Annotated in this window: 27 protein-coding genes; 13 read left to right on the top strand and 14 right to left on the bottom strand. The window is 58.1% G+C overall.

Annotation, left to right across the window (positions count from 1 at the left end; genetic code table 11):
- Nucleotides 1-130: 130 nt before the first annotated feature.
- A complete protein-coding gene (locus JMV15_RS22360; protein WP_038449749.1) occupies nt 131-361 on the bottom strand; it encodes a hypothetical protein in 231 nt (76 codons plus the stop codon).
- 321 nt (nt 362-682) lie between these two features.
- Here JMV15_RS22360 and JMV15_RS22355 point away from each other — a divergent pair, with 321 nt between their 5' ends.
- The 3 genes from JMV15_RS22355 to JMV15_RS22345 all read left to right on the top strand — a co-directional run bounded on the left by JMV15_RS22355 (nt 683) and on the right by JMV15_RS22345 (nt 1652).
- A complete protein-coding gene (locus JMV15_RS22355) occupies nt 683-865 on the top strand; it encodes a con-10 family general stress protein (protein WP_003190457.1) in 183 nt (60 codons plus the stop codon).
- A gap of 248 nt (nt 866-1113) precedes the next feature.
- The gene (locus tag JMV15_RS22350) at nt 1114-1368 is read left to right on the top strand and encodes a hypothetical protein (RefSeq protein ID WP_014718023.1); all 255 of its coding nucleotides are present in this window, start codon (nt 1114-1116) and stop codon (nt 1366-1368) included.
- Nucleotides 1369-1373: 5 nt separating this feature from the next.
- Nucleotides 1374-1652 carry a hypothetical protein gene (locus JMV15_RS22345; protein ID WP_020303212.1) on the top strand — a complete coding sequence of 93 codons (279 nt, stop codon included), beginning with the start codon at nt 1374-1376 and terminating at the stop codon, nt 1650-1652.
- Between the two features lie 19 nt (nt 1653-1671).
- Here the strand turns inward: JMV15_RS22345 and JMV15_RS22340 are convergent, their stop codons facing one another.
- Complete coding sequence (locus JMV15_RS22340; protein ID WP_038449748.1) at nt 1672-2172, bottom strand: CinA family protein; 501 nt, start codon at nt 2170-2172, stop codon at nt 1672-1674.
- 123 nt (nt 2173-2295) lie between these two features.
- On the opposite strand from JMV15_RS22340, the gene JMV15_RS22335 reads away from it, so the two are divergent.
- A complete protein-coding gene (locus JMV15_RS22335) occupies nt 2296-2694 on the top strand; it encodes a low affinity iron permease family protein (RefSeq protein ID WP_038449747.1) in 399 nt (132 codons plus the stop codon).
- 34 nt (nt 2695-2728) lie between these two features.
- Here the strand turns inward: JMV15_RS22335 and JMV15_RS22330 are convergent, their stop codons facing one another.
- Nucleotides 2729-3790, bottom strand: a complete 1062-nt coding sequence (locus JMV15_RS22330) for a M28 family peptidase (RefSeq protein WP_038449746.1) — start codon at nt 3788-3790, stop codon at nt 2729-2731.
- A gap of 192 nt (nt 3791-3982) precedes the next feature.
- Here JMV15_RS22330 and JMV15_RS22325 point away from each other — a divergent pair, with 192 nt between their 5' ends.
- The 5 genes from JMV15_RS22325 to JMV15_RS22305 all read left to right on the top strand — a co-directional run bounded on the left by JMV15_RS22325 (nt 3983) and on the right by JMV15_RS22305 (nt 7169).
- The gene (locus tag JMV15_RS22325; RefSeq protein ID WP_014718018.1) at nt 3983-4747 is read left to right on the top strand and encodes an OBAP family protein; all 765 of its coding nucleotides are present in this window, start codon (nt 3983-3985) and stop codon (nt 4745-4747) included.
- An 81-nt stretch (nt 4748-4828) separates the two neighbouring features.
- Nucleotides 4829-6118, top strand: a complete 1290-nt coding sequence (locus JMV15_RS22320) for an SDR family oxidoreductase (protein ID WP_032903514.1) — start codon at nt 4829-4831, stop codon at nt 6116-6118.
- Between the two features lie 173 nt (nt 6119-6291).
- Complete coding sequence (locus tag JMV15_RS22315) at nt 6292-6573, top strand: hypothetical protein (RefSeq protein ID WP_038449744.1); 282 nt, start codon at nt 6292-6294, stop codon at nt 6571-6573.
- 102 nt (nt 6574-6675) lie between these two features.
- Complete coding sequence (locus JMV15_RS22310; protein WP_003190423.1) at nt 6676-6933, top strand: DUF6555 family protein; 258 nt, start codon at nt 6676-6678, stop codon at nt 6931-6933.
- On the top strand, nt 6930-7169 hold the full coding sequence (locus tag JMV15_RS22305) for a hypothetical protein (protein WP_019821471.1): 240 nt from the start codon (nt 6930-6932) through the stop codon (nt 7167-7169). Before JMV15_RS22310 ends, JMV15_RS22305 begins: the two co-directional genes overlap by 4 nt.
- Nucleotides 7170-7427: 258 nt before the next feature.
- Here the strand turns inward: JMV15_RS22305 and JMV15_RS22300 are convergent, their stop codons facing one another.
- Complete coding sequence (locus JMV15_RS22300) at nt 7428-8285, bottom strand: SDR family oxidoreductase (protein WP_014718015.1); 858 nt, start codon at nt 8283-8285, stop codon at nt 7428-7430.
- 308 nt (nt 8286-8593) lie between these two features.
- Between JMV15_RS22300 and JMV15_RS22295 the strand changes: the two genes are divergently transcribed.
- A complete protein-coding gene (locus JMV15_RS22295; protein ID WP_038449742.1) occupies nt 8594-12739 on the top strand; it encodes a CheR family methyltransferase in 4146 nt (1381 codons plus the stop codon).
- A 15-nt stretch (nt 12740-12754) separates the two neighbouring features.
- On the opposite strand, the gene JMV15_RS22290 is transcribed toward JMV15_RS22295, so the two are convergent.
- From JMV15_RS22290 to JMV15_RS22255, 8 genes are all read right to left on the bottom strand, one after another.
- The gene (locus JMV15_RS22290) at nt 12755-13273 is read right to left on the bottom strand and encodes a hypothetical protein (protein WP_038449740.1); all 519 of its coding nucleotides are present in this window, start codon (nt 13271-13273) and stop codon (nt 12755-12757) included.
- A 14-nt stretch (nt 13274-13287) separates the two neighbouring features.
- Nucleotides 13288-13509, bottom strand: coding sequence for a PLDc N-terminal domain-containing protein (locus tag JMV15_RS22285; protein WP_003190416.1), 222 nt, complete (start codon nt 13507-13509; stop codon nt 13288-13290).
- 313 nt (nt 13510-13822) lie between these two features.
- Entirely contained in the window at nt 13823-14209 is a 387-nt protein-coding gene (locus tag JMV15_RS22280; protein WP_038449737.1) for a nuclear transport factor 2 family protein, read from the bottom strand.
- Nucleotides 14210-14301: 92 nt separating this feature from the next.
- Nucleotides 14302-15045, bottom strand: coding sequence for an SDR family oxidoreductase (locus tag JMV15_RS22275; RefSeq protein WP_032892370.1), 744 nt, complete (start codon nt 15043-15045; stop codon nt 14302-14304).
- A gap of 44 nt (nt 15046-15089) precedes the next feature.
- Nucleotides 15090-16217, bottom strand: coding sequence for an alkene reductase (locus tag JMV15_RS22270; protein WP_038449734.1), 1128 nt, complete (start codon nt 16215-16217; stop codon nt 15090-15092).
- A 57-nt stretch (nt 16218-16274) separates the two neighbouring features.
- A complete protein-coding gene (locus tag JMV15_RS22265) occupies nt 16275-16856 on the bottom strand; it encodes a TetR/AcrR family transcriptional regulator (RefSeq protein WP_020303201.1) in 582 nt (193 codons plus the stop codon).
- 104 nt (nt 16857-16960) lie between these two features.
- Complete coding sequence (locus JMV15_RS22260; RefSeq protein ID WP_038449732.1) at nt 16961-18217, bottom strand: cation:dicarboxylate symporter family transporter; 1257 nt, start codon at nt 18215-18217, stop codon at nt 16961-16963.
- 112 nt (nt 18218-18329) lie between these two features.
- A complete protein-coding gene (locus JMV15_RS22255; RefSeq protein ID WP_014718007.1) occupies nt 18330-18755 on the bottom strand; it encodes a VOC family protein in 426 nt (141 codons plus the stop codon).
- Between the two features lie 155 nt (nt 18756-18910).
- Here JMV15_RS22255 and JMV15_RS22250 point away from each other — a divergent pair, with 155 nt between their 5' ends.
- Complete coding sequence (locus tag JMV15_RS22250; protein WP_014718006.1) at nt 18911-19789, top strand: LysR family transcriptional regulator; 879 nt, start codon at nt 18911-18913, stop codon at nt 19787-19789.
- Nucleotides 19790-19994: 205 nt separating this feature from the next.
- Nucleotides 19995-21269, top strand: a complete 1275-nt coding sequence (locus JMV15_RS22245; RefSeq protein WP_069868370.1) for a glycoside hydrolase family 68 protein — start codon at nt 19995-19997, stop codon at nt 21267-21269.
- A 207-nt stretch (nt 21270-21476) separates the two neighbouring features.
- On the opposite strand, the gene JMV15_RS22240 is transcribed toward JMV15_RS22245, so the two are convergent.
- Both JMV15_RS22240 and JMV15_RS22235 read right to left on the bottom strand, forming a co-directional pair.
- Nucleotides 21477-23186: a polyurethane esterase gene (locus JMV15_RS22240; protein WP_038449729.1), complete on the bottom strand. Its 1710-nt coding sequence runs from the start codon at nt 23184-23186 to the stop codon at nt 21477-21479.
- 118 nt (nt 23187-23304) lie between these two features.
- A complete protein-coding gene (locus tag JMV15_RS22235) occupies nt 23305-24552 on the bottom strand; it encodes an MFS transporter (protein ID WP_038449726.1) in 1248 nt (415 codons plus the stop codon).
- A 102-nt stretch (nt 24553-24654) separates the two neighbouring features.
- Between JMV15_RS22235 and JMV15_RS22230 the strand changes: the two genes are divergently transcribed.
- On the top strand, nt 24655-25623 hold the full coding sequence (locus JMV15_RS22230) for an AraC family transcriptional regulator (RefSeq protein ID WP_201491920.1): 969 nt from the start codon (nt 24655-24657) through the stop codon (nt 25621-25623).
- Nucleotides 25624-26428: the final 805 nt, after the last annotated feature.

The following is a 26428-nucleotide window of genomic DNA, read 5'->3' as shown; positions in this document are numbered from 1 at the left end:
CTGCTGGAATGCGCGCCTACCTTGCATGGGAAGTGGCCTGCGCGTGGAAAATTTCAAAATAAACCAGCGCCTCACGACCAGCGGTAATGCGCTGCAGGCCAAGCGAAACGGCACTTGTAGCGCAGTTCTCTCAATTGGCGCCGTGGTTTTCCGACTCGGGCACGGCGTCGATGCCGGGCGTACCGCTGGCGGGTTTGATGCTGGCGTCAGCGGGTGTTGCGGCGCTGTCGGGATGGTCCCAATCGGTAGTCGCGTTGGGGTCTTCGTCGCGCCCGGCAGTGCCGATGACGCAACCGTCTTCATTGGGTGCATCTGGATGCTCGAGCGGCCGGTACTGTGGGTTGGATGGGTTGTGTTTCATGGCTGAAAAGCTCCCGTTCACAGGTTAGGAACCTCGTTGGAACCACACCCTTTTTTAGAGTGCGACGAAAAAGACGAATGGCAGGACCGCTAACTAAACCAGCCGTTTCGATCTGATTAATATCAAAGCGCTGGCCGGCAATAAAAGTTATACGAAGCGGCGCATCAACCGCATCTTTGTATAACTTTTTTCAGCCAAATTACCGTTCGTCGCCGGTTAGAAAAATCGGTAAAACATTTTTCAAAAAGCCAATATCGGAATAAGTGTCCGTTGCGAAACGGCCAACTAACGAAACGCAAACTTAGCGACTGGAGAACTATCATGACTACAGGTAATAAAAACCCGGGCAACTTTGCCAATGATCGCGAAAAAGCCTCCGAAGCCGGTAAAAAAGGCGGCCAAGCGTCGGGCGGGAACTTCGCCAACGACCGTGAAAAGGCCTCTGAAGCAGGTCGCAAGGGTGGCCAGCACAGCCACGGCGGCGGTCGGAAGTCGGGTTCTTGAGTAACGGTAGGAGGGGCAGCCTGGCTGCCCCTTCAAACCCAATAGTTTGAACAGGCTACACCTTATAATCCCCCCTCATCCTGCCCGCTTGATTTAACAACGAGCGAACCTTCAGCCCAAGTTTCAAGTAGAGGCTTTCGACGCAAAGTTGTGGACGACCCTTCTTACAAAGCCATCACCTTGCCAGTATTTACGCCCCGTCATTATGAGCTAGCCTTACCGCGCTGAGTCCTTTATGCGGTGAACTCATGGATACGTTAACGAAAGCCGAAATCGAAACGGCCCTGTCCGCTCGCCTTCCCAAGTGCGCGGTCAAGTGCGCACTCAACGCGGACGGCAGCCTTTCAGTCACTGTAACGGCGCACGGTATGGACCAATTCACCATCGCCAACATCAACCGCGCCCACTATCACGGTGTTTCGGGGATCAACCGGCTTGTGCGGGAAATACGTGAAGAAATGGTCATCGCCAGACAGTCTTTCTGGCTGTCATCGGTGGGGTAACAGATATGCCAGACGCTACTGACGCAACGCTGCAACCGGTCAACATTCAATACCTGCATGACACGCTGTTCGGTGTGAACACGCTCGCCAGCGAATGCATGGGGCAACTTGTGCGCACTGCGCCCGGCGTGCAGTTGCGGCTTGCACCGCCATGGCCAAAGCTATTGCCGAAGGCCCACTGGATTAGCTTTGAATGGAATGGTCAGGCCTATCGTGGCGTGGTGCAGGAGGCTGAATCCTTGACCAACGGCGACTTGCTGATGGACATCGAACCGCAGCCGTAAACGCGCGCACTTGGCAGCATTAGGCGCGTTCACCGGCCATCGCCCGTTGGTGAAAATGCGGCAGCCATTTCAATGCATGAAGAGACGCGGCCAACTGCACCTGCTCACGAGAACCCATAAAGCGTTCCTTGCGACTGAACACACTCAGTGCCCCGCCGTTTCGATAGGCCCAGGCAAAACAGACAGTGCCTGGAGGAATGCCGTCCATCCCATCCGGCCCCAGCAGGCCAGTGGTGGCGACCGCCACATCGGCGGGGCTGTCGCGCAGCGCGCCTTGGGCCATTTCCTGGGCGACCTCACAACTGGTGAGGTTGAACGTTTCTATGGTGTAAGGGCGTACGTTTAACAGCCGCTGTTTCGCCTCTGGCGAATACACCACGTACCCGCTTTCGATCCATGAACCGCTGCCGTCGACCTGTGAAAGCAAGGTGATGATCTTGCCTGCGGTACACGACTCCGCCGCCGTGATGACCAATTGATGGTGCTTGAGGTATTCAACGATAGAAGCAGCGACCGACATGCTGAACGCTCCTGTGCAGAGGGGTGTTGCTGATTGATTTTTGTCAAAAAAAATCGATTTGTAAAAAAGAATTTCGAAAATCTGCTGGGGTCTACAGAGGAACATCCCCCAGGAGACAGCACCATGAAGTTCGCGAAATTCTGCCAAAAACTCTCCAACCAGGCGGGCAGCTCAAAAACCTTTCTGACGGCCGTCAGCTTGATTGCTGTTTGGGCGCTCACCGGGCCTTATTTTCAATACAACGACACCTGGCAGTTAATCATCAACACCTCCACCACCATCATCACCTTCCTGATGGTGTTCCTGATCCAGAATACCCAGAACCGCGACAACGATATTCTTCATCTGAAACTGGACGAGCTGATTCGTGCCACCAAAGAAGCTCACAATGCGGCGTTAAGCCTGGATAAGCTTGGGTCGCGAGAGTTGCAAAAATTGCGCGAGCAATACAGCAAGCTGGGGCAACCCAATGCGGCCGATGACATCAGGCAGGAGACAGATTCTCCAAGCGGCCCAATCTGAGCCCTTCACCGGTCAGCGTACCTTGCACCGTCTATCAGGCTGCAAGGTACTCGGCCAATGTCGCGGCACAGGCCTGCACCGCCCCATCCAGAATCAATTCATAACCATGGGTATTTTCCGTTGGAATGGCCAGGCAGCCGGCGCGGGCGCAGGTCCCGTTACTCATGACCGCACTGGCATCCGAAGCGAAATCCACCAACAGCGCATATTGGGGGCTGTAGCCGCAGCGCTCTGCGGCAGCCGCCAGGTCGTTGACCACCGCCCGGGTGTAATAGCCTTTCTGGTCCCCCGTATTGATGATCGGGTCGACGGCCAGGCGCGTGCCGTATTCCTGCATGACCGGCCCCACCTCCACCGCGATGGTGGTGTCGCCGGGTAGCGTCGACGCGGCATACATTGCCCCGGCATTGCACTCCTCTTCGAGCGTGGTGAATACCAGATAGACATCCCTGGCCAACGCCTCCCGGCGCGAAGCCAGCAGCTGGGCTGTATGCAGAACGGCAGCAATCGGGGCGCGGTCATCCAGAAAATGCGCGGCAATGGCATCGCCCACTTGGAAGGGCTCGCGCCAATGACGGCTCAGCACCACACGGCTTCCGGGCCGAATGCCGTACTCGCACAATGCCTGGGCAGTGCATCGCGTGATCACATGAACGTCGTTCCAGTGCACATCGCCCGAGAGCACATCAGCCCCTTGTGCCGTATTACTGGTGGCGTGCATCGAGCCAAAGGACAGCACGCCAGGAAGGATGCGTGTGTCCCCCAGGATATCCACCGGGCACACGCCAAAGTTGACCGGGTTGGCCCCACCCAGCGCCGTCACCCGCAACGTGCCATCCGCCTCGACGCGTTTAACCACCATGGCGATTTCATCCATATGTGCCATGACTTTAACCGCACCGGCAGGCTCGGCATCGTTGTGCTTGCCCTTGATCAAACCCACCACATTACCCGCCCGATCGACCCAGGCCTCATCGCACAACGGCGTCAGGCTTTCCAGGCAAATGGCGCGCACCTCGTCTTCCTGACCGCCCGGCCCGCGTGCCCGGAGCAATTGGGTAAGCAGCATCGACGCTCGATTTTCAGTCTTGTGCATGGGATGAACACCTCACTGGCAGGTAAGCAATTGCGCTGTCAGCGCCTCTATAAAAAACGACCTGATGAATGAGTGAGTGTTCAACTCAAAGCATTTTGAACGCCCTGTACGCGCGTCTTTCCAACGAGAACAGGATCAGCCCTGACGCAGATCCTCGAACGTGACCATACCGGCAACAGGAGGCAGCCGACCATGACTGACACCCCAACCCATCGAGTGACAAAATCCCTATCCGCCGCAGTTGCGCTGTCCCTGCTCAGCGCCTGCGCTGGCAACAACTCACCTTCGAATGTCGAGGCACCTGGGAAGCCGACAACGCCTTCGACCCGAACGCTGGAAGCCGGCGCCGCCCTGCTGCAATCACGCCCACCGATTGATGCCCTGAACGCCTACCTGGACGGTTTTCACTTCTACAACGGCCATCCCGATGTGCAAATGGAAGCCCATCACTACTGCGCAATCCTCAACGAGGAGGTCATCCAGTGTGTGATCTACGACGGCAACCGCAAGGATGCCAAGTTGATGGGCGTGGAGTACATCATCAGCGAGGCGCAGTTCAACACACTGCCCGCGCCTGAAAAGGCGTTGTGGCATAGCCATGTGCATGAAGTGAAGTCAGGGCAACTGGTCGCGCCGGGCATTCCTGAGGCGGCGGAACATGCGCTGATGGAGAAGCTGGTGCACACCTACGGCAAGACCTGGCACACCTGGCATACCGATCTGGATAAACGCCTGCCGTTAGGCGTGCCTCAGTTGATGATGGGGTTTACCGCAGACGGCCAGGCTGACCCGCGTATGGTCGCCGAACGAGATAAACGACTGGGCATCGACAGTGCCGACAAGAAAAAGACGCGTGCCGATATCCCCGCGCCGCCCATCGCGCCCGGCGCGGACGCGTGGCGCCAGGGCACGGTTATCCAGATCGCCGACCCGACCCTGAAGGCCCATCAACATTGACACCGCCATTCAGTCATTTGGATTGAACGATCATTTGCGGGCCCTTCTCTACCCCAAGACCAGCCAAAGGAGGATGTCATGATGATTGATACCGCAACCGGAATGAGGCCTGGCGAGCGATACGCCGTGGAAAACCTGGAGCGCACACCGAACTTCAGCGGGTTTTTCCTGGACGGAAAGTACTACCTGGGCCCTGAACTGATGACAGCAGTCGGATGGCTTGAGGGCCAGACGTTTATCTATGATGAGCTCGACGCCACAGGCGAACCGGTATTTCCCGACCGCGTCGCTGGCACCCTCGAGAACCTGACCCTGGTACTGACTGACGGTACCCGCTTGCAACTGCACCCGGTGCCCGTCCACGTGCCCGAGGATTCGCCTGGCGTCATGCAGGCCAAGGGGAAACTGCACGGCAAGACCGTGGTGATCACCGGCGCCTCCAGTGGCATTGGTCGCGCGGCTGCTCACGCCTTTGCCGAGCAAAGTACCCGCTTGGTATTGGCGGCCCGAGATGAAAAGGCCTTGGGAGAGGTCGTCGAGGAATGCGCTGCGCGTGGCGCCGAGGCCATCGCCGTTAAAACCGATGTAACCCAGGGCGACCAGATGCGCGCCCTTGCCGAACAAGCGGCGGCCTTCGGCAATGGCCGCATCGATATCTGGATCAACAATGCCGGAGTAGGCGCCGTCGGCAGTTTCGAGGACACGCCCCTGGAAGCCCACGAACAGGTGCTGCAAACCGACCTGCTCGGGTACCTGCGCGGCGCCCACGTGGCGTGGCCCTATTTCAAAGCCCAGCACCGCGGCACTCTGATCAACACCTTGTCGCTGGGCAGTTGGGTAGCCCAGCCCTATGCCGTCGCCTACTCGGCCAGTAAATACGGCCTGCGCGGCCTGACTGAGGCACTGCGCGGCGAGCTGACTGACTACCCGGATATTCATGTGTGCGACATCTATCCCGCCGTGATGGACACACCGGGCTTTCGCGATGGCGGCAATTTTACCGGCCACGAGTTGACGCCACCGCCACCGGTCTACGACCCACATAAAGTCGCGCAAGCGATGGTGGCCTGTGCGCTGCAACCGAGGGACAGCACCACGGTAGGCAGCGCTGCCACCGTGGCCCGCGTCGCGCATTTTTTGCTGCCCGGCTTTGCCCGGTTATCCGGTTGGCTCACCCGCCTCGGCCTGGAGCGCAGCCAGCGCGCCGCGACCTCTACGGGCAACCTCTACACCCCGGCAAGCGGCGAACGTCGTGTCGAAGGCGGCTGGCGGCAAACCCGCCGTACGCCCTATGGGATGGTTGCCATAGGCGCAGCGCTGCTAGTGGGCGGCGTTGTCGTTGCGCGCAAATATTCGGCTCGTCACAAATGAAAACGGGGCAAACCCCGAATAGCAGCCAGTCAAGCACAACTCCTCTGTGGGAGCGGGCTTGCTCGCGAAGGCGTCGGTCCATTAAACATTGATGTGACTGATCCACCGCTTTCGCGAGCAAGCCCGCTCCCACATTTGATCTTCGTTGTCCCCCCTTTATGAGGTAACCCAGCATGTCTTACGACTACCAAGGTATTGCCAGTGTCATCACTGCCTCGCGCCATCTTGGAACACCTTCATATGAATGCCTTAACGAATCAAAAAACATCCAAATGACGAGTAGCGGTAAACCGACCATCGCGCGCCTGGACTTTGACACGCCAATGGATTGGCCAGGCAATCCCAACTTTATCACCGTCAATTTGCCCGACGGATCCTCCGTCAGCGGTGTCATCGCCGAGCTGCAACGCCCGGCCGATGGGCCCGGATGGGTCACCTTTACGGTAGATGATTAGGCTTCATCCATGCCTTGCGCCCAGCCATCGAATTGTCGGACAACTTATTTGAATTATTTTTGACGTCAAATATCTGTAGTTCATGAGTATCAAGGAGGCCTCATGAAACACAACGACCTATTCACTATCGAGTACCAGCTGCATGGCGAGCCCAAGTCCTTCATCGTGCGCGCACCGCGCATGGACAATGCCGAGGCTTGGCATTGGGCCAGTTGTGACGCTGGTGTGGCGGTGATCCCCAAATTCGGGCAACACACGTTCAAGCGTGTGTCCAAACCGATGGCGGAGAAATACGGCATTACCCAGGTGCGCTGGAGTGGCGCGGCACAGATTCAATGGGCGGAGGGCCTCAGAGGATGAACAGTCAGACTCTTGGTTACACAACTACAAACAGGCGGGACGACGAGGTCACGCGAAACGCCGAGATGTTCTTCGAAGCGGATCGATTGGACGCGTTGGCGTACGAGATCATTGAGTCCTACAGCGGCGATGCGCAGACGTGGGCACGGTTTACCGAGGCGAAGAAACGTGCGGATGCGCAGCGTACAGTGGCCTATCGGGAGTGGATGCGAATTCATCGTTCCAAGCGCAAATAACGTCAGCCTGCGATAGCGGCCTGACAACCCATCAGGATGTCAGGCCGAGTGTATATCCCCTCGCGTTCACGCCCCTGACTCAGGGTCTGTCGAAGGCCCTCCCGGAGCAACACCGCCTTGCTCCTTTGCCTGTTGTCCGCCTGGCGGTGCCCGCGATTTATCGTTTCGCTTAGCCGCCGGCGGGCGCACCTTGCGCTCAGAAGGATTCGGCTCGTGGTGCTTCGAGGCTTCGCTCATACCGCCCTCCTCAATCACTGATCAAAGTATCGGCTTGCCACCCGTCACGCCGTAGCGTTCGCCGGAGATGTAGCTGCCTTCATCCGACGCCAGCAGCACATAGATCGGCGCCACTTCCACTGGCTGGCCTGGGCGTCCCAATGGGGTGTTGCCGCCAAAGTTTTTCACCATGTCCGGCGTCATCGTCGAGACGATCAACGGCGTCCAGATAGGCCCGGGTGCCACGCTGTTGACGCGAATCCCCCGCTCGCCGAGCATCTGCGCCAGGCCGGCGGTGAAGTTGGCAATCGCGCCCTTGGTGGCCGCATAGGGCAACAGGCTGGGGTTGGGCATATCGGAGTTGACCGAGCTGGTGTTGATGATCGAACTGCCTTCGGCCATATGCGGCAGCGCGGCCTTGCAGATGCGAAACATCGCGGTGATGTTGACGTTGAAGGTTTTCACCCAGTCCTCGTCGGGGATGTCTTCCAGCGATTGATAGGTCATCTGGAACGCTGCGTTGTTGACCAGCACATCGATGCGGCCGAACTTCTCCACGGTGTCGTTGACGATGGCCGTGCACTGCGCCGCATCGCCCAGGTCGCCGGGCAGTAACAGGCATTGACGACCCGCCGCCTCGACCCAGCGTGCGGTCTCCTTGGCGTCTTCATGTTCATCCAGATACGACACCGCCACGTCCGCGCCTTCACGTGCGAAGGCAATGGCCACGGCCCGTCCGATGCCGCTGTCGGCCCCGGTGACCAAGGCGATTTTATTGGCGAGCCGGCCCGAGCCTTGGTACGACTGCTCACCGCAATCGGGCATCGGGTCCATCTTGCGCTGCTCACCGGGTACGGGCTGTTGCTGGGCGTTGAAGGGTGGTTTTGGATAGCTGTTCATCAGAACGTCTCCTGGGTGGGTTTCTCTTTGCGAGGGTTCGCCAGGAAGCGAAGTTCAGACGGATTTTCAGAAAATCGGATAACCGTGCAACCGCGATGGCCACTCGTCAGTTTGATTAAACCTTCCGCAGGTTGCGCGCCTCAACCGGCAGTAAGTGGTCCGTCGAATGACCGGGTGGCTTCAAGGCTTTTTTTGTTGGCAGCAGGTTTTCAGCTATATTTCACTGTCGGTTCAGCCCTCGCCCACGTTGTTCAAATTCTTCCCCCTACACCCGTCTTCCTGTGCGCCGTTATCCAAGGTTGGTATTTATGAAGTCTGCCCCCCCGCGGTCCCCCAACGTTCCGCAACGCAAAGATCTGACCCCCAGTAACTTGAATTTCCCGGTGGTGGGTATCGGTGCCTCGGCGGGCGGGCTGCAAGCCGTGAAAGCGTTCTTCGAGCACATGCCCAAAGACTGCGGCATGGCCTTCGTGGTGGTCCTGCATCTTTCGCCCGACCATCAAAGCGTGGCAGACAAGATCATCCAGGAAACGACCCGCATGCCGGTGTCGCAGGTCAATGACGCCACGCCCATCGAAAAGAATCACGTGTACGTCATCTCCCCGGCGCAGCTCTTGAAGATGAACGATGGTTACCTGGCGGTCTCGCCTGCCGTGCGCGAAGGTGGATCGCACATTGCCATCGACCTGTTTTTTCGCGACCTGGCAGACACCCATAAAGAACGCGCGTTTTGCCTGATCCTGTCTGGTACCGGCTCAGACGGCGCGGTGGGGCTGTCGCGGATCAAAGAGCAAGGCGGCATCACCCTGGTACAAGCACCGGAAGACGCCGAGTACGATGGCATGCCGCTGGCGGCCATCGAAACCCAGATGGTCGACCTGGTGCTGCCGGTGGTGGAAATGCCGCAGAAGCTGCTGGAACTGTGGCGCAATGCCCAGTCGATTGTGCTGCCCACCGCCAACGATCCTGAGATCAAGACCATCCCACCCAGCTCCGAACGCGATGCCGCCGTGGCCGAGCAGCTGTTGCTGGATATTCTGATCCAGTTGCGCGCCAGTACCGGGCATGACTTCAAGCATTACAAACGCGCCACGGTGTTGCGTCGTATCGAGCGGCGCTTGCAGGTCACGGCTCAACCCGACCTGGCCACCTATTACAACTTCCTCCAGGCCAACCCGGACGAAACCAAGGCGTTGCTGGGCGACATGCTGATTGGCGTGACCAACTTCTTCCGCGACCGCGAGGCCTTCGAAGCCCTTGAGCGGGACGTGATCCCCAACCTGGTGAAGTCACTGGAAGACAGCGTGCCGCACCGTGAGGAGGTGCGCATCTGGTCGGCGGGTTGCTCCACCGGCGAAGAGGCCTACAGCCTGGCGATGCTGGTGGCCGAGCAACTGGCGCTGGACGCCAGCGGTGCAAAGATGCAGGTGTTTGCCACCGATATTGATGAGCGGGCCATTACCCATGGCCGCAACGGCGTGTACCCCGAAGCGATCATCACCGACGTACCACCTCAACGGCTGCGCCAGTACTTTGCCAAGGAGAAGAACCAGCACTACCGGGTGCGCAAGGAAATTCGCGAAAAGGTGCTGTTCGCCAAACACAGCCTGTTGGCCGACCCACCGTTCTCGCAGATCGACCTGATCGTGTGCCGCAACCTGTTGATCTACCTGGACCGCGAAGTGCAACGCGACATCCTGCAAATGTTCCACTTCGCGTTGCGTCCCGGTGGCTACCTGTTCCTCGGCTCCTCGGAGTCGGCCGACGGCTGCCTGGACCTGTTTGTACCGGTGGACAAGCGCAACCGCATTTTCAGGGTGCGTGCCGGCTCGTCCGCCGTGCGCCGCGCCCCGACCATGCCGCGAGGCGGCTATCTGCGCCCGAGCGCCACGACGCTGGCGATTGAAACCAAGGCGCCCAGCAAGGTCTCGTTCGCAGACATCCATCTGCGCGCCCTGGAAAAAGCCGCGCCGCCCAGCGTTATCGTGAATATGCAGGCCGATATCCTGCACATGAGCGAAGGCGCAGGTCGATTCCTGCGCTACGTGGCCGGCGAGGTGACGCACAACCTGCTGACGTTGGTGCATCCCGATTTACGCCTCGATATCCGCACCACCTTGTTTCAGGTCCAGCAATCGAATAGCCCGGTGTCTTCGCGCAAGATCCGCATCCAACGCGAGCAAGGCCCCTTCCTGGTGGACATCAGCGCCCGCCCCTACCGCGATGAAGCGACCGAAAACGACTACGTGCTGGTGATCTTCCAGGAAACCGCCGTCGACCCGTTGCTGCCCGACATCGACACCGTCACCCAGGCCGAAAACGCGATCATGAGCAACCTGGAGCGCGAGCTGCAACGCACCAAGTTGCACCTGCAGGACACCATCGAACAGGCGGAAGTCTCCAGCGAGGAACTCAAGGCCTCCAACGAAGAAATGCAGGCGGTCAACGAAGAACTGCGCTCGGCCACCGAGGAGTTGGAAACCAGCAAGGAAGAGTTGCAGTCGATCAACGAAGAATTGCTGACCGTCAATTTCGAGCTCAAGACCAAGGTGGAAGAGACGGACAAGGTCAACGATTACCTGACCAACCTGATCGCGTCCACCGACATCGCCACGGTCTTCGTCGACCGCAACATGCGCATTCGCTGGTTCACGCCACGGGCCACGGATATTTTCAGCATGCTGCCGGTAGACACCGGGCGCTCGTTGCTGGACATCACCCACCGCCTCGATTACCCGCAAATGACCGAAGACGCCGCCACCGTGTTTGAGTCCCTGAGCATGATCGAGCGGGAAATCAGCAGCAACGACGACCGCTGGTACATTGCGCGGTTGCTGCCCTACCGCTCCAGCGAAGATCACATTGATGGCACCGTGCTGACCTTCATTGATATCACCAAGCGGCGTCAGGCCGAAGAGGAACTGCGCCTGGGCGAGGAGCGCATGCGCCTGGTTGCCGAGAGCACCCACGACTTTGCCATCATCATCCTCGATGACCACGGCGCCATCACCGACTGGAACACCGGTGCCGAACTGATCTTCGGCTACACCAAGGACGAGGTGCTGGGCGCTTACTACGATCTGATTTTCTCCCCGGAAGACCGCACCGCTGGCGTGCCGGAGAAAGAACTGCGCACCGCCCGCGAACATGGGCGTGGCGAAGATGAACGCTGGCATGTGCGCAAGGACGGCAGCCGCTTCTATTGCAGCGGCGAGGTCACCCAGCTCAAGAGCAGCAGTTTGCGCGGCTACGTCAAGATTGCCCGCGACCTCACCGGCCACAAGCGCACCCAGGATGAACAGAGTCAGCGTTTGAAGGAAACCCAGACCAACAGCCACCTCAAGGATGAGTTCTTCGCGGTGATGTCCCACGAACTCAAGCACCCGTTGAACCTGATCCAGCTGAACGCCGAACTGTTGCGGCGCTTGCCCGCCACCAAGGTTGCGGGCCCGGCCATCAAGGCGGTCAATACCATCTGCGAAGCGGTGTCCAGCCAGGCGCGGATCATTGACGACCTGCTGGACGTCGCCCGGGTTCGCACGGGCAAACTGAAGCTGAAAAAGCAACCGATCGACCTGATTCGCACCCTCAAGGACATTCACAGCGTGGTCCTTGCCGACGGTCATCGTCGCCAGGTCAGCCTTCAGACACCTTCGGTGCCGGGCCCGTTGATCGTTGACGTAGACCCCACGCGCATCGAGCAAGTGATCTGGAACCTGGTCAACAACGCCCTGAAATTCACCCCCGAAGACGGCCAGGTGCAGTTGGTGGTCAGCCGCTCGGACGGGCGCGCGCAACTGGACGTCATCGACAGCGGCGCGGGCCTGGCCCAAGAAAGCCTGGAAGAAATCTTCGACCTGTTCGGGCAAGCGGAAAACCAGCACCAGACTCACCAGCGTGAAGGCCTGGGCATTGGCTTGTCGTTGGTGCGGCAGCTGGTGGAGGCCCATGGTGGTTCGGTGAGCGTGCATTCGCGAGGGTTGGGCTTCGGTTGCACCTTTTCGATCTGGTTGCCGCTGTGCGAACAGCAGGATCATCTGCTGGATAGCGGCGCTACCCAGAACGAAGATCAGCGCCTCAATGGCCTCAAGGTGTTACTGGTCGATGATTCAGCCGAAGTCCTTGAGGTGCTGAACATGCTGCTGGAAATGGAAGGCGCCCAAGTGAGCGCCTTCAGCGACCCGTTAAGCGCACTTGAAACAGCCCGGGATGCCCAGTACGACGTGATTATTTCGGACATCGGCATGCCTAAAATGAATGGCCATGAGCTGATGCAGAAGCTGCGTAAAGTAGGCCACCTTCGACAGGCTCCCGCCATTGCATTGACCGGCTACGGCGCAGGCAATGACCAGAAAAAGGCGACTGAATCAGGCTTTAATGCGCATGTCAGCAAGCCCGTGGGCCATGATTCGTTGATCTCCTTGATCGAAAAACTGTGCCGCTCACGCCGGTAGGAGTGGAGCAGGCGTTCAAGGGTAGATGAACTGAGAAAAGCGCACGGACGCGCCCGTTTTTGGTCGCGACACCTGGGTATCCACACTGCCCATCGTGTCGCTGCGCAAGGTCAGGTACAACACGGCCTGGCCAGCGCTGTCACTCAGCATCCAGACGCTTACACCCTCCCCGGCAGCCCTGGCCTTGAGCGGCTGCGGCTGGAGCGTCTCGATATTGAAACCGCGCAGCAGCTCACCGCTCAGCTCGACCTCCAGGGGTTGTTGCGCCTTGCCTTGCACATGAATCACCAGCCCATCGGAGGCGCCATTGCGTAAAAAGCGTTGGTACTCCACGCGCAACTGCCCATCGGCACTGCGCACTTCGCGAGTGCTCAGCGGCCCGCTGGAAAACAGGCCCGCCAGGCTCAGCCCCATCAGCACCAGCAGCGCGTACCAACCCACCCGCTCAAAGCGCCAGACCTTGCGCTGCAAGGCCATATCTTCCGGTACCGGGTAGTTGCGGCTCTGTAAGTCGTCGGGGCCTGGGTTGTTCATAGCGCGGCCCGGACTCAGCCCTTGCTGTGCTCGGGAGAAGACGGCCCCTTGGTGACACCCCTTGGGCCGGCAATCGCCCATATCGCGGCGCCCAGGAACGGCAGGACCACGACTACCGCACTCCAGCCTGCCTTGCTCGCCGAGGCGTTATCGCTGCGCCAGATGCTGTTGATGATCCACGCATCAAGCAGTACGAGGATCACTGCCAGGCCTATCCAGAAGTAAGTGGTTTGCATGATGCACCTCCAGGTTATGTAACTTTGGGTGCACAGGCGCAGGCAGGGTTCATTATTTTTAAGGGCCTACCGTTGGACTCATCGACACTGAGCAAGCAGACACCCAACAGCCCCATCGGACTTGCCGTCTTCGAGGCTGCTTTTGACAATCGCAGGGTGCCATTGCTGGATCTCACCAAACTTCTTCATCACGCTTCAGGCGCGTTGTGCACGGCGTTCAAAACAGCGGAGAATTCAACCATTGGCATCGTATGACCCTTTGAATAGACAGCCCGGCGATCCCGACATCAGGGGTGCCGGGATCGGTTGATGCTTACGCGTCGAACTGGTGATACACCTTGGCAATCACCTTCCAGACACCCTCAATTTTGATCAGTGTCAGGTAGTCGTTGTAATCGGCGCCAATCGCATCGTTTTCCATATCGACACGTACTACTGCGGTGCTCGGCGTAATTGCCAATACGTCAAGGCGAGTGGTGATTTGGGGTGCGCCGCCGTTCTTCGCAACGAAATCAAACAGCTTGTTGATCGGGCCGCCGAGCAACTCGCCATTGGTGAACCCATACATCACTGCGTCTTGATGGAAGGCTTGTGCAACGCTTTGAGCATTACCGGTACGCAGACCTTCCACGTACTGATTGGCTGTGGCGATGACAGCGTCGTACGCGTGGGTAGGTACTGCCTTGATATTCTTCGACATGCTTGTTTTTCCTTTCATGGGGGATGAGATGCCACACCGCTCGCCTGACATAGCCGAGGGGGCTTGCTGAATGAGTCAATGACCGCCGCCCGCTACCAATCCTGGCGCGTCGGCGAGATGATCAAGTCATTGACGGTGACGTTTTCCGGCTGGTTGAGCGCGTAAATCACTGCACGGGCGACATCGTCAGGCCCAATAGCAATCCGGTTCAGCGCCTGGGCAGCCTTGCGCCCCTGCGGATCACTGACCTTGTCCGCCCACCCTGTATTGATGACGCCAGGGCTGATCGTGTTAACGCGAATACCGTGCTGCACGCCAAGTTCTTTGCGCATGGACTCGGTCATGGCCTGGACGAAAAACTTGGTCGCACTGTAGACACCCGCAGACGGCCCTACCTGATGCCCTGCAACAGAGTCCATATTGAGAATCTGCCCGGACTTCTGTTCCAACATGAACGGCAATACTGCAGCCGTCATGTTGAGGTAACCCTTGATGTTCACATCGATCATCTTTTCCCAATCCTGCACGGCCAGATCAACCCAACGGGAAAAAAGCATCAGGCCAGCGTTGTTCACCAGAATGTCGATGGCGCCGTATGTTTCACGGGCAAACCTGGCAAGTGCCTGGGTTTGATCCGGTTGAGTCACATCAGTAGTAAACGCGACCACCTCACTTGCGGCCTCGCGCAGGTCAGCGACGAAAGACTCCAACGCCTCTTCATCAAGGGCGGCGGCAACCACACGCGCACCTTGCGCTACCAGCGCCCGGGTGGTTGCCGCGCCGATGCCTGAGGATGCGCCCGTGACGATGACTACCTTGTTTTGCAGGTAATTCATGTTCAATACCTTTTTGCAATGAATGCTATTGCGACGCCAGCGCCTTAACTAGCGCGGGACCTTGCTATTGAGGCGTCAGCGGTTGGCCAATCGATGTAACCTTTTGCACCCCCGCCGTAGTAACTCTCGCGTGGAGCGATGGTCAGCTCAATACCGCGACGCAGACGCTCTACGAGGTCGGGGTTGGAAATGAACAAGCGACCAAATGCCACCGCATCAATCCGGCCCTGCGCCCGGCGTTCGATTGCCATCGCCAGGTCATAGTTGTTATTGCCTATGAATGGCCCTTCAAACTGGGCACTCAGTGCATCCAGGTCCACGCCTTCGGGCACGGTGCGGGAGGTCGCCGTGGCGCCTTCAACAAAATGCAGGTACGCCAGGTTCAATTGATTGAGCTGCTGGATCAGGTAGCCATAAGTCGCCATGACATTGCTGTCAGGAGGCGTATTACCGGCATCAGGGGTCACCGGTGAAAGGCGAATACCGACACGGTCGTTACCCCATATCGAAACCACGGCTTCGGTGACTTCCAAGGTCAGTCGCACCCGGTTCTCAATGGAGCCACCGTATTGATCGGTGCGTTTGTTCGTGGAATCACGCAGGAATTGATCGAGCAGATAGCTGTTGGCCGAATGCACTTCTACGCCATCAAAACCGGCTCGCTTGGCGTTCTCGGCGGCCCGCTTGTATTGCTCGATGATCCCTGGGATCTCCGAGGTTTGCAGCGCACGAGGCGTCGACACCTCGACAAAGCCATTTTCGGTGTAGGTGCTACCTTCAGCCTTGATCGCCGAAGGCGCTACCGGCGCTTCGCCGTTGGGTTGCAACTCGACACTGGAAAAACGCCCCACGTGCCACAACTGACTGACAATTTTGCCGCCCGCCGCGTGCACTGCGTCGGTGACCTTTTTCCAGCCGGCCACCTGTTCTTGCGACCAGATTCCCGGAGTCATGGCATAGCCACGTCCTTGGGCAGAAATGTTCGTCGCTTCGGCAATGATCAAGCCGGCACTGGCACGTTGAGCGTAGTAAGTGGCGTGCATTTCATTTGGCACACCGTCGTCGGCCATCCGGCTACGTGTGACGGGCGCCATGACTATCCGGTTAGCCAATTGCAGCGCCCCCAGATGCATGGGAGAAAAAAGGTCGGTATCCGTGGTGATATCGGTCATAAAGCCTCTCGATAAATTAGACCGGTCGTCTAGTAAAGTGGTAAAAAAAAAACGCCCCTATGCCAGCAGGCGCTTACTCGTGTTCAGCGCTGTTTCGAAAGCAGCCGTTGTGTTTCGCACCTTCACTAACAGTGAAGCCCCAAGCCACAGTTGATACAACGATTCAGCCAATGTCTCGGCGTTCTGGGTCGACGTGATGGAGCCATCGGCCATCCCCTGTTCAACACACCGGGTGATCCTCTGGATAATCAGTGCGGTGCCCTCTTCAAGTACGCTGCGCATGTCCTCCGAGAGGTCACACACTTCTGCGCCGAGTTTCACCACCAGGCATTTCTCCTCGGGATGATCGAACGCCTGTGTCTTCGCCCAGTAACTCAGGTAGCCAATCAGCCGCTCGGCGCCAGTCCCTTGCGCTGCCATGACGATGTCTACCCGACCGATATACTCTTGGAAATACTCTTCCAGTAGTGCCTGGCCGAACTCCTCCTTGGAGCGGAAGTAGTGATAAAACGAGCCCTTGGGCACGCCCGCCGTCGTTAATACTTCCATAAGACCGACGGCGGTATAGCCCTTGTGGGTCATCAGTGTCTTCGCTACATCGATGATGTGCTGTCGCATGTCCAGATTAGATTTTTTCATAATGACGAGAGCCTATCCAAAACTAGACCGGTCGTCTACAAAACATTAGCAATACCTGACGAATGACCTCCTGCGTTCTCGCCTATCGTTGCTCCTGCAAACGACTAGGCCCGTGCGGCTGGATAATCCGTTGAAGGTCTGAGCTCGACCTTTTCCCACTTGGCGATGACTAACGGCGCAATGGCATTGCCCAACACGTTCAACGTAGTGGTACCACTGTCGATGATCCTGAAAATGCCAGCGATCAACGCGACGCCTTCCAGTGGAAGACCTGCTGAGGCCAATGTCGCTGACAAGATGATGATGGCGAAACCTGGCACCCCTGCTGCGCCCTTGGAAGTCAGCACCATGGTCACCACCAACAGGATCTGCTGGGATAACGACAGGTCGATGCCATGGAGTTGCGCGACAAAGATCGTCGCCACCCCAAGAAAAATCGACGCACCATCGAGGTTGAACGCATACCCCACCGGCACCACGAAGCTGACGATCCGACGCGGCACGCCGTAACTTTCCATCTTTGTCATCAACTGCGGCATCACTGCGGCTGAGGCGGCACTTGAGAAGGCGAGCATCAACTCATCGCGCAAGTACCCGATCAACTTGAAAATGTTTTCGCCTATCAAGTAACAAATACCGCCAAGTACCACCAACGCAAAAACAATCAGCGCCAGGTACACAACACCAATCAACTTGAGCAATGGCAACAAAGAAGCGAAACCAAACGTCGCCACGGTCGCGCCGATCATGCCGAACACACCCACAGGCGCATAAGCCATAACCATGGAGACAACCTTGAACATCGCATCGCAAACACTTTGAAGCAGTGCGATGACCGGTGCGTTTTTCTCTTTCGGCAAGGCGTTCAATGCCAAGCCGAACAGCACGGCAAAAAACAACACCGACAGCAATTTCCCCTCGGACATCGCAGCCAATACGTTATCGGGCACGATGTTCTGCAATATTACCAGCGCTCCTTTCGGCGGCTCCAGCGTGATGGATGCGGCACCGTGCGAAACACCGGAAATATCGGTACCTGTTCCCGGTTCGAAGAGATTTGCGAAACACAAGCCTATGACGACGGCCAGCGCGGTAATCGCAAAGAAATAACCGAGCGAGCGCACACCCATGCGGCCAAATGACTTGCTGTCTGGGCCACCTGCAATGCCCAGAATCATGCAGCAGAACACGATTGGCACAACGACCATCTTCATCATCTTGATAAAGATGTCACCAAGCGGTTTCAGAACCTGCACGCTGACCCATGCCTGATAGAGCGGATGGGTATTGAAGTACCAACCGACAAGCACGCCAAGCGACAGCCCGGCAACGATTTGCCACACCAAGGGAATACGTTTCATGTCTAGCCTTCTTGTTGGAATGAAAGGTCTGCGTTATCAGCAGTTGCTAGAGTCATGAGCTTGCAGCTCACGTGAGCCCCCATGGCACAGCTCAGCTGTGCCATGGGTGTTCTTATTTCGCGAAGAGCTGGCCCATATCCTTGAACGCCTTGAATTCAAGAGCATTGCCGCAAGGATCAAACAGGAACATGGTGGCTTGCTCGCCAACCTGACCTTTGAAACGAATGTACGGTTCGATCACAAATTCGGTACCAAACGACTTCAGTCGCTCGGCCAGCGCTTCCCATTGCTCCCAACCCAGAATGATGCCGAAGTGCGGAACAGGAACATCATGACCATCGACCGGATTGCTATGAACACTTTCTTGAGAGGCGGTTTTGGGATGCTCGTGAATCACCAGTTGATGACCATAGAAATTGAAATCGACCCATTGAGTGCTGGACCGCCCTTCTTCTAAACCAAAAACCTCACCGTAGAAGGTCCGTGTTGAAGCCAAGTCGTAAACAGGTATTGCGAGGTGGAATGGCGAGAGGCTCATCAGATCTCCAGTGCTTTTTTTGTGGGTTTGGCGAACATTCCCCCGTCATTGCCTCGCTTGGCTCAGCCGTTGGCGGGAATGGAAAACATCGTAGGACGGAAAACCCAACATAAAAATCAATATATATTTCTTAGAAACACAATTAATATTTATGAATGATCAAAGAACTCAAGACACTCATCGCTGTTGCGCGGGAAGGCACTTTTGCCGCTGCCGGCAACAGAATCGGCCTGACCCAGGCCGCTGTGAGCGCGCAAATCCAGCGCCTCGAAGCTGAACTGGGCGTCGAAATTTTCGACAGAAAGGGACGCTCTGCGCATCTCAATAGAATGGGCCACCAGGTACTCTTGCAAGCTCAGGAATTGCTCAATCTTTACGACAACCTGGGCTCCTCGACAATGGGACAACCCACCCACGAGCGGGTGACTATCGGCGCTATCGCGTCGGTGCAGCGCTCATATTTGCCCGAATCGCTGGCCAGGTTTCACCAGCAATGCCCGCAATGTCGCACGCGAGTCATTCCAGGGCTGTCGATGGAATTGGTCAACCTCGTCGACGCTGGCGAGATCGACATGGCCACCATCATTCGCCCGCCCTTCTCGCTCCAGAGTGACCTGCACTGGACGACTCTGGCGCAGGAGCCCTACCGGCTGATCGTCCCATGCGAAGTGCCCGGTGAAGACTGGTCGGCACTGCTGTCCAGCCATCCTTTCATTCGCTATGACCGCTCATCGTTCGGCGGCAGGCAGGTTGATCGTTTTGTGCGGCAGATGCATTTCACGCTGCATGAGGTGTGCGAACTGGATGAGCTGGAGGCCATCCTTCAATTAGTCAAAAAGGGCGTAGGCGTCGCATTGGTGCCGCAAACGTGCAGAGATCCGGAGTGGCCTATGGGTGTTCGAGCACTCGATCTGGGCATACACACCTTTCACCGGGATATCGGACTCATACACCGTTCTCGCCAAAGCCTTACCGAACCCGTGCGGATGCTGGCTGACCTGATCAGTGACCAGTTCATGCGTGGCTTGAACTAACCACCCTCTCGCTCATGGCCATCACTGCGCCACGCCAATGGAATAACTTCTGTAAACGGGACAAGGTGAAACGTATCAGCTGAATGAAAAACTCAAAAAATGCATAAATGCATTTTTATCCTTGACCCACAGATCCGAGTCTTTTAAATTCGAATCACTGTATATAAATACAGTGACTTGAATCCCTACATGGACGAGGTTTCCTATGAAAAACACCCCTTCGAAATTTGGAAAAACACCCCATCAACCCAGCCTGTGGACCCGAGCCGATGCGCTTAAAGTGCGTGCGGACGACCCCACCACCACCCAGCCACTGGTCAGTGCGAACTTCCCGGTATTGAGTGACGAGGTTTTTATCTGGGACACCATGCCGCTGCGTGATATCGACGGCAACATCACCTCCGTTGACGGCTGGTCGGTGATCTTCACCCTCACTGCGGATCGCCACCCGAACGACCCGCAATACCTCGATCAGAATGGCAACTACGACGTCATCCGCGACTGGAACGATCGCCATGGCCGGGCAAAGATGTACTACTGGTTTTCTCGCACTGGCAAAGACTGGAAGCTCGGCGGCCGAGTGATGGCTGAAGGGGTTTCACCCACCGTGCGCGAATGGGCTGGCACACCGATCCTGCTGAACGAACAAGGCGAAGTGGACCTGTACTACACCGCCGTCACGCCCGGCGCGACCATCGTCAAGGTGCGTGGCCGCGTGGTGACCACCGAGCATGGCGTCAGCCTGGTGGGCTTCGAAAAGGTCAAGCCGCTGTTCGAGGCGGACGGCAAGATGTACCAGACCGAAGCGCAAAACGCCTTCTGGGGCTTTCGCGATCCATGGCCGTTTCGCGACCCGAAAGACGGCAAGCTGTACATGCTGTTCGAAGGCAACGTGGCCGGCGAACGCGGCTCGCACAAGGTCGGTAACGCCGAAATCGGCGACGTGCCACCCGGCTATGAAGAAGTCGGCAACTCGCGCTTCCAGACCGCCTGCGTCGGGATCGCCGTGGCCCGCGACGAAGACGGTGACGACTGGGAAATGCTGCCACCGCTGCTGACCGCGGTCGGCGTCAACGACCAGACCGAACGCCCGCACTTTGTGTTCCAGGACGGCAAGTACTACCTGTTCACCATCAGCCACACCTTCACCTACGCCGACGGTGTAACCGGCCCGGACGGGGTATACGGATTCGTCGCCGATTCGCTGTTCGGCCCGTATGTGCCGTTGAACGGCTCTGGCCTGGTACTGGGCAACCCGTCCTCCCAACCGTTTCAGACCTACTCGCACTGCGTCATGCCCAACGGCCTGGTGACCTCCTTCATCGACAGCGTACCGACCGACAACACCGGCACGCAGATCCGTATCGGCGGCACCGAAGCACCGACGGTGGGCATCAAGATCAAAGGGCAGCAAACGTTCGTGGTCGCCGAGTATGACTACGGTTACATCCCGCCGATGCTCGACGTTACGCTCAAGTAACGGAGGCTATGAGGTAGCGGGTTTGAGCTCGATGACAAACCCGCGGTAGATATCCGCTGCTCCCGTGGCGGTCTGACAGCCGCCATCGCAGGCAAGCCAGCTCCCACATTTTGGTCCGTGGGGCGTCAGGTAGGTATGTGTCGGCTGAGGGGCCGTCACGGGAGCAAGCTCACTCGCCACAGGTTCAACAGCCCATTGTGTGGGTATTCAGGAAATATAAATGCCTGCACCATTGAGTTGAGTCATGTTCACGCCAACCAACGTCACCGAGTTGTCGCCAAAGGACAACAGCGCATTGTCCTCGAACATCGAGACATGGGAACGGTAATCGTATTGCTGGCCCAGGTCAGGAATCCCCATGAACACCAGCTTATCGCTGGCCTGGTAGCCCTCGACCCGATCATTGCCAAAGAGGCCGTTGAACAGGAAAGTGTTGCTGCCCCCGCCCGACACCATCAGGTCATTGCCTGCCCCGCCGACGAAAACATTACTACCCTGCCCACCGATCAAATGATCGTCGCCGCCCAGACCGAACAACCATTCCCCCGCAGCATGAGCGGTGAGGACATTGTCCTGCGCATCGCCGTTGGCAGAGGCCGTGTAGGGCGTCAAGGCTGTGCCGGCCAGCAGGCCTTGGCCGGTTACGTTATAGGTGACGTCGTGGGTGCCCCAGGGGATTGAATTCCACATGATGTAGGACTGCTCTTGGCTCACCAATGCACCGATATCGCGGGTCATACTGATGCCGCCATAGGCGTCGTTGATGTAGAGCGTGCCATCGCCATCGTTGGCAAAGCCGAAGCTGGCCAGTGGCTTGTGCAGTTCGAAGACGTTATCGCCCTGCCCGCCCAGCAGGATGTTGTAGCCGCCATCATCGCGAAAACGATCATGACCGGCGCCGCCTTCCAGGAAGTCGTTGCCGACACCGCCCTTGAGCAGGTCGTTGCCCTCGGTGCCGAGGATGAAGGTATTGCCAGTGTGTTTTTCAGCGTAACGGTTCAGGTCTTGTACCCAGGTGGTTTCACGCGCAGCCTCGGTCAGGCTGGAGACCACGATGGTCGAATCCTTGCTGGTCAGGTCGTAGAACTCGGAGGACGCGATACGCCCCAAACCTTGGATGTAACCGTCCAGGGAGTGAGCCTTGGCCACGCCCCAATTCAGACTATTAGGTAAATGTGCCGAGAACGACGCGTAATTATCGGTAAAACTGACGAGGTTGTTGGCGGCCGCATCCCAGCCCCGGTCGTTGCCCCAGAAGAGTGCCGAGGTATTGATGCCTTTGCCATCAATGGCTTTGAACACCGGGTCATTTTCATAGCCAATATTCAACACCGGGGTATCACCCGAGCGTTGAGCGGGTGAGGCAAAGGTTACGTAGTTGGCATCCTGATAAAAGCCGCCCCAGTGATCGTGGCTCAAGGTCGCCAGGCTGTTGGCGCCCAGTGCGCCGAGGCTATGGCCGGTGACCAGGATATCCTTACCGCTCAAGCCCTGGCTCGCGGCGTAACGAGCGACGTTTTCGAGCAAGGCGCTGAAGGCGAACTTGGCGTAATTGGCGGCGTATCCAGGCAGTGCTGCGGCCGCCAGGTCGCTGGCCACGTCGCCCGCGCCATCCCAGGTCAAGCCAAAGGACGTGCCACGAAAGGCAATCCCCATGGCGATCAGCCTGCCAAGCCCATCGTACTGCCCCAGAATCTCGACGTTGGCCGAAGGGGCCAAGGCGGTCTCGCCCCAGAAGGTGCCTTGCTTGTCCACATGCTGCGTCACGCCCAGGGCCTGCGCACCGATAGGCGCCCAGCCACCGGTTGCCAGGGGTTGGCCGGTGGAGTCATACGCGTACTCGGATAAAGCCAAGGCGTTGCTCAGCAGCGCCTTGGCGGGGTCGCCCTTCATGCCCTTGTAATCGAAAACGCCCATGCCCTTGGTCCCTTTTCAGATGACGTGCCAGATGGCCTCGATTCGGATGCCCGGGGTCGATTGAGTGCGGGTCACGGGGGACTGTCAAGGGTTACCTAGAAATTCAATAGTGCTCATTTTATTGAGCGCTAGCCCTCCCAGCATTGACGACATGGACAGAAGGCACCCGGACACGCAGCGCAATCAGCCACGCAGCCAGCAACATCAGCACCGCCGCCGCTATAAATACGCCCGCGCTGCCACCGAGGCTGAACACTGCACCGCCAGCGGCGGCGCCCATGGCGATGGCGGACTGCACAGAGGCCACCACCATACCCCCGGCGCTTTCCGCCTGGTCAGGTACCGCGCTGGCGACCCAGTTCGACCACGCCACCGGCACACCGCCAAAGGCCAAGCCCCAGATTGCCAGCAGTACCGCCTGCCCCGGCAACGAGGGTGGCAACAGCACCAACGCCAGTGCTGCAACCCCGACCAGCGCAGGCATTAACACCAGAGTGGCCAGCGGGCGGTGCTCCAGCAGCTTGCCAGCCAACAGCGTGCCGAAGAAGTTCGCCACACCGAACCCCAGCAACATCAGCGACAGCCCTTGCGAGCCGATGCCGGTAGTACCTTCAAGAAATGGCCGAACGTAGGTGAACATCGCGAAGTGACCGCTATGCACCAGCACACAACCGAACATCCCCATGGCGATGCCTGGGCGCTGCAACACGTCGAAAACCGTGCGCAGACGTGCCGGCCGGCGCGGCGCGAGGCGCGGTAAAGTCAATGACTGAAACGCCAGGGTCACCATGCCTACCGCCGCCGCTGCAAAGAACGCGCTGCGCCAGCCGTATAGCCCGCCCAGATAGCTGCCCAGTGGCACGGCAACGACCGTCCCGATGGCAATCCCACTGAAAATGATCGACAGCGCCCGAGGCAACAAAGCACTCGGCACCAAGCGCATCGCCACCGCCGCAGCCATGCTCCAGAACCCGCCCAGGGCAATCCCCAGCAAGATGCGCATCAACAGCAGCACCGCGAAGCTGGAAGAAACGGCGACCAACAGATTGGAGGCAACCATCAACGTGGAAAACCCCAGCAACACCCAACGTCGGTCGATGCCGCGGGTCAGGCCTGGCACCAACAAACCGGCGAACAACGCTACCACTGCTGTCACCGTTACCGCCTGGCCAGCCAGCGCTTCGGACACGCCCAGATCAGTCGCCATCAGTGTTAACAAACTGGCCGGAAGGTACTCCGCAGTCAGTAATCCGAACACTCCCATTGCCAGTGAGAAGACGGCCATCCACGCGGGGGCCGCAGGCTCTGCCTCCGAGAAGGCGCCGGGATGGCGGTTGGATACGGCGTCACATACACAGTCAGTCATTACAGGGATCTCCCAATCATCATTGCGACCCGCAGTCTAGGCGCGCGAATCTGGATGATCTATGATCCAAAATCTCTAATTTTTGACTAAAACACCTGAACAATGTCTGCAGAACAGTTTGCTCTTTCCTCGGATCTCATCAACGAACTGTTGCGCGGTATGCGCCTGCGTGGCGTCGAATACCGGCGTATACAAACGAGTCCGAGTTTCGGTTTGGGCTTCGCTGAAAAACCTGGGCATGCCTGGTTCCATTTCATGGCCGTCGGCAATGCGGTACTGCGAATGGAGGACGGCACCACCTACGCGCTGTCTGCCGGCAACGCCGTGTTCATCTCCCACGGCGCGGCCCATCAACTGTATTCCCATGCGGACGTACCCGTTCAGGACATCGACCGCCTAGACGGCGTCCCCCTCGGTGACACCGTGAGCGCGGTGCACACCGGAACCGATGCCAGCCCAACGCCGAGCACCATTTTGTTCAGTGGTTGTATGGAGTTTGAACTGGGCAGCATCCATGGCCTCGGCAAACTGATGCCGGGCCTGATGTTGATTGATGCCGACGGCCAGCGCTACCCTGGACTGGTGCCTATCCTGACCACCATGGAGCGCGAGGTCAGCGCCGCACGTGTGGGCTTCGCCGGTATCCTCGCGCGGTTGGCCGACGTGGTGGCCGCCATGGTCGTTCGCGGCTGGGTAGAGTGCGCTTGCGGTAATGCCTCTGGCCTGGTCGCCGCCTTGCGCGATCCACGCTTGGCCAGTGCACTGCTCGCGCTCCATCAACAACCGGGCCGCGACTGGACCGTTGCGCAGTTGGCAGAGCAATGCAATACCTCGCGCTCAGCCTTCGCGGATCGCTTCCAGGTGAAGATTGGCATGACGCCGCTGCGCTATGTCACCGAACTGCGAATGCGGCTCGCAAGCCAGTGGCTGACCCTCGAAAGGCTGCCGATCGAAGAGGTAGCACAACGCTTGGGCTATACATCCCAGGCCGCTTTCAGTCGCGCGTTCAAACGTGTTACGGGCAAGACACCGGGGTTAAGTCGCAAGGTGAGGCAGCCCATTGTTACTTGACGCTGAGCGCACGTACTCGACGGTCTGTGCCTCTGAATCATTTAATGAAACCGCTCGTGACTACCTGATCGAAAGCCAGCACTGGGACCTCTCAGGCACCGCATAGGACCCGATCCGCGGTAGCGTCCCCCTATCGCGTGTTTTCCACCGCCTTTGAAAGATCGCTCCTACACTTTCTCCAAACACTTCCGACGGCCCCATCTGAAATACCCAACAGTCACGAAAAACGACAAGCCCTTTTCTAAAATAAACGTTATGTATTCAGTTGTTCCGGGCAAGAAGCCCACGTCTCCATTCACCTCATGAAGAACTTGGATCATGCTAAATACCTCATTTTTTCCCTCATTGCGTACCGCCGTCAGTACAGCCCTGCGGTCCCGACAACTCAATCGAGAAGAAGAGCGCCTGGTCCACTACTACCGTTGCTTGTCGGAACAGGATCGTGAAGCGGTGCGCTGCCTAATGTTTGCGGTCAGGGAAACCAGCGAGGCGAACACCCTCCCCCATAAAAAGTGATGCCGTCATGGGTCAGCGAACGATGGAAGTACCTGCGGGTTTGACATCTAGCCGGCAGCCTGTCACTAACACCCTCGCGATGGATTTTTCTACCCAGCTAGAGCATGCCTGCGAAAGCCCCATCGCCGTGGAGGATCTGCATATCCCCATGCCCACCTTCGTCACCCTTCAGCCTCGATTTTCCCTCGGTGGCCTGACCCTCTCCCGCTCGATTTCCGTCAACTCCAACACGCTCCACCGTAGCCTCCGTCTCGATTTCCTCCAGGTGATTGTGGGGGTCTTTTACGCG

The sequence above is a fragment of the Pseudomonas paracarnis genome, from assembly GCF_904063055.1.
GTDB lineage: Bacteria > Pseudomonadota > Gammaproteobacteria > Pseudomonadales > Pseudomonadaceae > Aquipseudomonas > Aquipseudomonas paracarnis.
The sequence above is the reverse complement of the archived record's forward strand: the minus strand, read 5'-3'. Positions and strand labels throughout refer to the sequence as shown.

Excerpts from the sequence above, each read along its gene's own strand:
- JMV15_RS22315 (WP_038449744.1), top strand. The coding sequence starts at position 6,292 with ATGTCTTACGACTACCAAGGTATTGCCAGTGTCATCACTGCCTCGCGC.
- JMV15_RS22275 (WP_032892370.1), bottom strand. The coding sequence starts at position 15,045 with ATGAATTACCTGCAAAACAAGGTAGTCATCGTCACGGGCGCATCCTCA.
- JMV15_RS22260 (WP_038449732.1), bottom strand. The coding sequence starts at position 18,217 with ATGAAACGTATTCCCTTGGTGTGGCAAATCGTTGCCGGGCTGTCGCTT.
- JMV15_RS22290 (WP_038449740.1), bottom strand. The coding sequence starts at position 13,273 with ATGAACAACCCAGGCCCCGACGACTTACAGAGCCGCAACTACCCGGTA.
- JMV15_RS22330 (WP_038449746.1), bottom strand. The coding sequence starts at position 3,790 with ATGCACAAGACTGAAAATCGAGCGTCGATGCTGCTTACCCAATTGCTC.
- JMV15_RS22250 (WP_014718006.1), top strand. The coding sequence starts at position 18,911 with ATGATCAAAGAACTCAAGACACTCATCGCTGTTGCGCGGGAAGGCACT.
- JMV15_RS22345 (WP_020303212.1), top strand. The coding sequence starts at position 1,374 with ATGCCAGACGCTACTGACGCAACGCTGCAACCGGTCAACATTCAATAC.
- JMV15_RS22320 (WP_032903514.1), top strand. The coding sequence starts at position 4,829 with ATGATTGATACCGCAACCGGAATGAGGCCTGGCGAGCGATACGCCGTG.
- JMV15_RS22240 (WP_038449729.1), bottom strand. The coding sequence starts at position 23,186 with ATGGGCGTTTTCGATTACAAGGGCATGAAGGGCGACCCCGCCAAGGCG.
- JMV15_RS22355 (WP_003190457.1), top strand. The coding sequence starts at position 683 with ATGACTACAGGTAATAAAAACCCGGGCAACTTTGCCAATGATCGCGAA.
- JMV15_RS22265 (WP_020303201.1), bottom strand. The coding sequence starts at position 16,856 with ATGAAAAAATCTAATCTGGACATGCGACAGCACATCATCGATGTAGCG.
- JMV15_RS22350 (WP_014718023.1), top strand. The coding sequence starts at position 1,114 with ATGGATACGTTAACGAAAGCCGAAATCGAAACGGCCCTGTCCGCTCGC.
- JMV15_RS22230 (WP_201491920.1), top strand. The coding sequence starts at position 24,655 with ATGTCTGCAGAACAGTTTGCTCTTTCCTCGGATCTCATCAACGAACTG.
- JMV15_RS22325 (WP_014718018.1), top strand. The coding sequence starts at position 3,983 with ATGACTGACACCCCAACCCATCGAGTGACAAAATCCCTATCCGCCGCA.
- JMV15_RS22335 (WP_038449747.1), top strand. The coding sequence starts at position 2,296 with ATGAAGTTCGCGAAATTCTGCCAAAAACTCTCCAACCAGGCGGGCAGC.
- JMV15_RS22340 (WP_038449748.1), bottom strand. The coding sequence starts at position 2,172 with ATGTCGGTCGCTGCTTCTATCGTTGAATACCTCAAGCACCATCAATTG.
- JMV15_RS22295 (WP_038449742.1), top strand. The coding sequence starts at position 8,594 with ATGAAGTCTGCCCCCCCGCGGTCCCCCAACGTTCCGCAACGCAAAGAT.
- JMV15_RS22305 (WP_019821471.1), top strand. The coding sequence starts at position 6,930 with ATGAACAGTCAGACTCTTGGTTACACAACTACAAACAGGCGGGACGAC.
- JMV15_RS22245 (WP_069868370.1), top strand. The coding sequence starts at position 19,995 with ATGAAAAACACCCCTTCGAAATTTGGAAAAACACCCCATCAACCCAGC.
- JMV15_RS22300 (WP_014718015.1), bottom strand. The coding sequence starts at position 8,285 with ATGAACAGCTATCCAAAACCACCCTTCAACGCCCAGCAACAGCCCGTA.
- JMV15_RS22280 (WP_038449737.1), bottom strand. The coding sequence starts at position 14,209 with ATGTCGAAGAATATCAAGGCAGTACCTACCCACGCGTACGACGCTGTC.
- JMV15_RS22285 (WP_003190416.1), bottom strand. The coding sequence starts at position 13,509 with ATGCAAACCACTTACTTCTGGATAGGCCTGGCAGTGATCCTCGTACTG.
- JMV15_RS22270 (WP_038449734.1), bottom strand. The coding sequence starts at position 16,217 with ATGACCGATATCACCACGGATACCGACCTTTTTTCTCCCATGCATCTG.
- JMV15_RS22235 (WP_038449726.1), bottom strand. The coding sequence starts at position 24,552 with ATGACTGACTGTGTATGTGACGCCGTATCCAACCGCCATCCCGGCGCC.
- JMV15_RS22310 (WP_003190423.1), top strand. The coding sequence starts at position 6,676 with ATGAAACACAACGACCTATTCACTATCGAGTACCAGCTGCATGGCGAG.
- JMV15_RS22360 (WP_038449749.1), bottom strand. The coding sequence starts at position 361 with ATGAAACACAACCCATCCAACCCACAGTACCGGCCGCTCGAGCATCCA.
- JMV15_RS22255 (WP_014718007.1), bottom strand. The coding sequence starts at position 18,755 with ATGAGCCTCTCGCCATTCCACCTCGCAATACCTGTTTACGACTTGGCT.